The organism is Mycobacterium paraffinicum, from assembly GCF_001907675.1.
In the GTDB taxonomy this organism is placed as follows: Bacteria; Actinomycetota; Actinomycetes; order Mycobacteriales; family Mycobacteriaceae; genus Mycobacterium; species Mycobacterium paraffinicum_A.
In genome coordinates, this window is the sequence record NZ_MPNT01000074.1 from 1 (window position 1) to 1,908 (window position 1,908).

The following is a 1,908-nucleotide window of genomic DNA, read 5'->3' on the forward strand; positions in this document are numbered from 1 at the left end:
CCTTGTCGAAGACGGCCAAGTAGTGATGGGCGTGGCGGGCCAGGCGGATCACGTCGGACATCGGCAAGATGGTGCCCCCGCCGGTCAAGCCCTTACCGGCGGCGGCTTCCAACTCGGCGAGAGTGGTCGTCACGACGATGGAGGCCGGCAATCCGTTGTGCCGGCCCAGCTCCCCGCTGGCCAGCATCGCGCGCAGCGCGGCGTTGAGGCCATCATGGTTGCGCTGGGCGGCGGTGCGGGTGTCCCGCTGCACCGCCTCCTCCGTCGGGGCGCCATCGATGACCGGCGCCTCGTCGTCCGGGTTGCACATCCCCGGGGCGGCCAACTTGGCCAACACCGCCTCCCAGCTGGCGCGCGCCTCGGGCGTCAACCACCCGCTCAACCTCGACATGCCATCGGCCTGCTGGGTGCCCAGCACCAGGCTGCGGGCCCGCGCCCGGTCCGCATCGGTGTAGTTGCCGTCGGAGTTGAGGCAGTCCATCAGGTGGCGGGCGAGCTTGGCCAGTTGGTCGGGGCGATAGTGAGCGGCCTCGGAAGCCAGGTGTTTCTCGGCGTGCTCACGCGTTTCGACGTCGACCGATTCCGGCAGCTGGTGGAAAAAGCGCCGGATCACCGCCACGTGGTCGGAACCGATCGCCCCGTCGCGCTGGGCCGCCGCGGTGGCGGGCAACACCGGCTCCAACGGTTCACCGGAAAGCGCCCGGCGCGGTCCCAGCTCGGCCGCCTCAGCGACGCGCCGACTGGCCTCCCCCCGCGTGATGAGCAGCCGGTCGGCCAGCGCCCAGCTCAGCTTGCCGCCCAGCTCCGCCGAATCAGCCTGCTCGGCAAGCTGATTGATTAGTTGATGAGTCGGTGCGTGCAACCGGCGCGTCTCGCACTCGAGTATTTCCAGCAACCGCAACCGCTCCGGATTGCTCAGCGCCTCGTACGAGTGCCCTTGGAATCGGGAGACAACGGCGCGCAGCGCGTCGACGTCTTCCTGAATCTCCTCGCGATCCGTCATCGGGGCCGTCCGAACGGGCTGGACAGCTCATAGATGAGTGCTTCGAGCCTTCGCAACAGAAGCACGTACCTCTCGAGGGCCGTGACGAGCTCCGCAGCCGTCAGCGAATCACCGGAGGCGATGAGCAGATCTTGCGCCGCCTCGAAGCCGTCAAGCACGGCGTCCATGCGGTAAGCGCTAATCGAACGCATGTTCGAATGCTACAACCGCCCACCGACAAGAACGCGGCTCCGGACCCGCGCCTACTTCTGTTCGTAGATGCCGTGGATGACGGCGCGCGCGATCGCGTGCTGGAACAGGTTGAAACCGAGGTAGGCGGGGCTGGCATCCTCGTCGAGGTCCAGCTTGTCGACGTCCACGGCGTGCACCGCGATGTAGTAGCGGTGCGGGCCGTGTCCCGGCGGCGGCGCGGCGCCGAGGTAGCGGCGCATCCCGGCGTCGTTGACCAGCGTCAGCGCGTCCCCGGGCAGGTCGCTGCCGTCGCCCGCGCCCGCGGGGAGTTCGGTGACGTCGGCCGGCAGGTTCGCCACAGCCCAGTGCCAGAACCCCGAGGCCGTCGGCGCATCGGGGTCGTAGACGGTGACCGCGAAGCTGCGGGTCTCCCCCGGAAATCCGGACCAGCTCAGCTGCGGGCTGACATCTTCTCCGCCCGCGCCCATGATTCCGCTGACTTGGGGCTGCGCGAGCGGCTGGCCGTCGGTCACAGACTCCGACGTCAGGGTGAACGTCGGCAGCTTCGGCAGCGCGGCGTACGGGTCGGGCGCGGTGCTCATGGCGATCCTTAAGTTCGTAGGTGCAGTTACTTCGTGTTGTTACGTTGTGCTGTGACCCGGGTGGGTCGGGTGAGGCGGCATGTCGGTTGCCGGCCTGGTGGTGCGGCTTGAAAGGACTGGCCGCCCGGCCTT

General features: G+C 68.4%; 3 protein-coding genes. All 3 read right to left on the reverse strand.

Annotated elements, in window-relative coordinates; translation table 11 throughout:
* A partial coding sequence (locus BRW65_RS30755; RefSeq protein ID WP_073881215.1) for a 13E12 repeat family protein occupies positions 1-1,003 on the reverse strand: 1,003 nt, incomplete at its 3' end.
* Positions 1,000-1,194: a hypothetical protein gene (locus BRW65_RS31600; RefSeq protein WP_139273344.1), complete on the reverse strand. Its 195-nt coding sequence runs from the start codon at positions 1,192-1,194 to the stop codon at positions 1,000-1,002. The genes BRW65_RS30755 and BRW65_RS31600, both read right to left, overlap by 4 nt.
* Before the next feature lie 51 nt (positions 1,195-1,245).
* The gene (locus BRW65_RS30760; protein WP_073881217.1) at positions 1,246-1,776 is read right to left on the reverse strand and encodes a YbhB/YbcL family Raf kinase inhibitor-like protein; all 531 of its coding nucleotides are present in this window, start codon (positions 1,774-1,776) and stop codon (positions 1,246-1,248) included.
* Positions 1,777-1,908: the final 132 nt, after the last annotated feature.

Bases quoted from the DNA above. Each gene is read 5' to 3' on its own strand.
- BRW65_RS31600 (WP_139273344.1), bottom strand. From the start codon at position 1,194: ATGCGTTCGATTAGCGCTTACCGCATGGACGCCGTGCTTGACGGCTTC.
- BRW65_RS30760 (WP_073881217.1), bottom strand. From the start codon at position 1,776: ATGAGCACCGCGCCCGACCCGTACGCCGCGCTGCCGAAGCTGCCGACG.